Below are 3,083 nucleotides of genomic sequence, written 5' to 3' on the forward strand. Positions count from 1 at the left end.
GTCGGTGCTTGGCGGCGTGGAGCGCGCGGTCGGCTTGGCGCAGCAGCTGGCGCGCGCCGGTGTCGGGGGTGGTGAGGGCGATGCCGATGCTGGCGGACACGGCGAGGCGGATGCGGCTGTGCGGAAGGCGCAGCACGTCGAGGCCGTCGTTGAGCGCCTGCAGCAGGCGGTCGCTGGCTGCCGCCGCGCCGATGTCGGCGGCGCTCTCGATGACGACGCCGAACTCGTCGCTGCCGATGCGGGCGACGACGTCGCCGTCGCGCACGTTGGCCTGGAGGCAGCGTGCGACCGCGCACAGCAGTTCGTCGCCGACCGCGCGACCGTAGGTTTCGTTGACCTGCTCGAAGTCGTCGAGATCGACGTGGAGCAGGGCGACCGGCCTGCCGGCGCGGCGTGCGCGCGCGATCGCCTGTTCGAGCTGCTCGAGCAGCATCGTGCTGTTGGCCAGGCCGGTGAGGGTGTCGTGCAGGGCGCGGTGGCGCATCTGCTCCAGTCGCCGGACGCTCAGGATCGCGGGTGCGGTGCTGTGCGCCAGCCGCTGGAGGCGGGCGTCGATCGCCGCGCGCTCGTCGTCGTCGGCGTCCTCGTCGACGTCGACGGTCAGCCACCCGAGCGTCATGGCGTCGGACTCGATTACCGTCACGGCATGGTCGACCTGTTGGCTGCCGAGGATCTGGAACAGCCGCTCGACGTCGGCGGGGGCGAAACCGCTGGCGGCGGTCTCGGCAGGTTGCAGCGTTCCGGGGCTGGCGAGGGTCAGCGCACCGCGTCGCACGCCCACGATCTCGGGGATCGCGTCGGCGATCCGGCGGGCGACCTCCTCAGGCGTCGCGCTCTGCGCCGCGGCATGGGAGAGCGCGAGCAGCCGTCGCAGCGCGCGGCACTCGACGCGCAGCCGATCGGCCTCGTCGCTGACGGCGCTCATCGCGTCCTCTTCCGGGTCTCGGGTGTGACGAAGTGGTCGAACGAGAAGACGACCGCCGCGATCTCGTCGGCGAGGCCCTCGCGTGCCGCCGCCTGGAGAACCGACCGTCGCAGGCGAGCGACGAGACGACCGATCGGGACGACGACCACGGCGACGTGGACGACGATCTCGAAGCGACCGTCGCCCTGCGCGGCCATGCACACGCCCGCGACGGTCTCGCCGTCGGCGGTCGTCTTCCATCGCCCGCCGCCGTCCAGCAGGTACTGGACGGCCCACTCGTCGCTCACCGCCGAGCGCGCCAGGCGCGCCAGGCGCAAGCTGAGGCCGGAGCCCCGCGCCGTGTCGGGGAGATCGCCGAGACCGCCGCTGGCAGAGATGCATTCCATCGCGAACCGCTCTTTCTGTCGCACTGCTTCTGACAGCCAATCGACAGACGAGCACTGGATCAGGTTTCGCGGATCTTGAACGGCCGCATCGTGGAGTGGACGCGCCGACCGCTTGGCTAGGCTGCGATCGTGGCCGAGGACACACAGCGGCTGGTGCGTCTGGCACAGCGGGGTGACCTCGACGCGTTCGAGCGGCTCGTGGCCGAGTATCGGCGGCCGGTCCATCGCGTCGCGACGCGTCTGGTCGGAGCCGACGACGCCGAGGACGTGACACAGGACACGTTCCTGCGTGCCTTCCACTCGCTGGCCGGCTTCCGCGGTGACGCGTCGTTTCGGACCTGGCTGCTGCGGATCGCGTACAACACCGCGCTCAACACGCTGGCGCGACGCCGGACGGTCCCGTACGCCGAGCCGCCCGAGCCGCGGGGAGACGCTCCCGGCATTCCGCGCACCCCCGCCCAGCAGTTGGAGAGCAGCGAACGGGCCGAGCGGCTGCTGCACAAGATCTCGCTGCTGCGTGCCGACTATCGCGCCGTGATCGTCATGCGCGATCTGGAGGAGTTGTCGTATGAGGAGATCGCGGGAATTCTCGACAGACCTGTGGGCACGGTGAAGACACGGCTGCACCGCGCGCGCTCGCTGATGATCGAGATGCTGCGGTCCAACACTTATGACTGGGAGCTGCCCTCATGACCGACGACGAGAGCCCTGACGAGCGCCGCGTCCACGACCTGTTCGGCGATGTCCGCCGAGCGCCGCCGCCGGAGCCGCCCGCTCGCCTGGAGGAGCGTGTCATGCGCACCGCCCGCTGGCAGCTCGCGGTGCGCGGAACCCTCCGGGCCGTCACCGAGCTGTCCGCTGTCGTGGCCGGCGGCCTGCGCGGCGCGCTCGGCGGATCGAACCAGAGGAGAACGAGATGACAGTCTTCGCGACGGTCCTCGACCGCGCCGGGGACCAGGTCGGCGAGTTCCTGCCGCGCCTGGGCGCGGCGCTGGCGATCCTGCTCGTCGGCCTGCTCGCGATCGCGCTGCTCGCACGGCTGCTGCGCAACGCGCTCGGGCGTGCGGGCCTGGACCGCGCCGCCGAGCGGCTCGGCGTCCACGAGCCGCTGGCCCGGCTCGGCTTCGACCGCTCCCTGACCGGCTTTCTCGTCGGCCTGCTGCGGCTGCTCGCGACGATCGCCGTCGTCATCGCCGCGATCTCGAGCCTCGGTCTGCAGAGCCTCGACGACGCGCTCAACCGCGCGCTGCTGTTCCTTCCTCAGCTGCTCACCGCGATCGCGATCCTGTTCGCCGGCGTCACGCTCGCCGGCCTCCTGCGCGAGCGCGTCGACCGCATGGCCTACCAGATGGGCCTGCGCGGACCGCTCGGCGCCACCGCGCAGATCACCGTCCTCTCCGTCGCCGCCATCACTGCGCTCTCGCAGCTCGGCGTCGCGACCGCGATCCTGATCGTGCTCGCGGGCATCGTCCTCGCCGGCGTGGCGCTGACGATCGCGCTCGCGTTCGGCCTGGGATCGCAGCACGTCGCCCGTGAGCTGAGTGCAGGACGCTACATCGAGACGACCTTCGCGATCGGCGACGAGATCACCCTCGACGGCACCCGCTACGAGATCACCGCGATCGAACCGGCCTCCTCCGTCCTCACCACGCACGACAGACGCCGCATTCGCATTCCCAACACCGACCTGCTCACCGCGCGGGTCGAGCTGCACTGACGACGGCGAGGCGTCTCCGACGGTCGGCGGTCTGCGTCAGTCGATCGCAATCGCG

Annotated in this window: 5 protein-coding genes; 3 read left to right on the forward strand and 2 right to left on the reverse strand. The window is 71.2% G+C overall.

Translation table 11 applies throughout. The features are described from left to right. Together Q7L73_RS28485 and Q7L73_RS28490 are read right to left on the reverse strand one after the other, a co-directional pair. On the reverse strand, positions 1-925 hold a 925-nt coding region (locus Q7L73_RS28485; RefSeq protein ID WP_304715789.1), incomplete at its 3' end, for a GGDEF domain-containing protein. Next, the gene (locus tag Q7L73_RS28490) at positions 922-1,311 is read right to left on the reverse strand and encodes a hypothetical protein (protein WP_304696315.1); all 390 of its coding nucleotides are present in this window, start codon (positions 1,309-1,311) and stop codon (positions 922-924) included. The genes Q7L73_RS28485 and Q7L73_RS28490, both read right to left, overlap by 4 nt. A gap of 129 nt (positions 1,312-1,440) precedes the next feature. On the opposite strand from Q7L73_RS28490, the gene Q7L73_RS28495 reads away from it, so the two are divergent. The 3 genes from Q7L73_RS28495 to Q7L73_RS28505 are packed head-to-tail and all read left to right on the forward strand — an operon-like array spanning position 1,441 to position 3,028. Continuing rightward, positions 1,441-2,004 carry an RNA polymerase sigma factor gene (locus tag Q7L73_RS28495; RefSeq protein WP_304696317.1) on the forward strand — a complete coding sequence of 188 codons (564 nt, stop codon included), beginning with the start codon at positions 1,441-1,443 and terminating at the stop codon, positions 2,002-2,004. After that, positions 2,001-2,231, forward strand: a complete 231-nt coding sequence (locus Q7L73_RS28500; protein ID WP_304696318.1) for a hypothetical protein — start codon at positions 2,001-2,003, stop codon at positions 2,229-2,231. The genes Q7L73_RS28495 and Q7L73_RS28500 overlap by 4 nt, the downstream gene beginning before the upstream one ends. Next, entirely contained in the window at positions 2,228-3,028 is an 801-nt protein-coding gene (locus tag Q7L73_RS28505) for a mechanosensitive ion channel domain-containing protein (RefSeq protein WP_304696320.1), read from the forward strand. Before Q7L73_RS28500 ends, Q7L73_RS28505 begins: the two co-directional genes overlap by 4 nt. Positions 3,029-3,083: the final 55 nt, after the last annotated feature.

This window comes from Conexibacter sp. CPCC 205762 (assembly GCF_030646155.1).
GTDB lineage: Bacteria > Actinomycetota > Thermoleophilia > Solirubrobacterales > Solirubrobacteraceae > Conexibacter.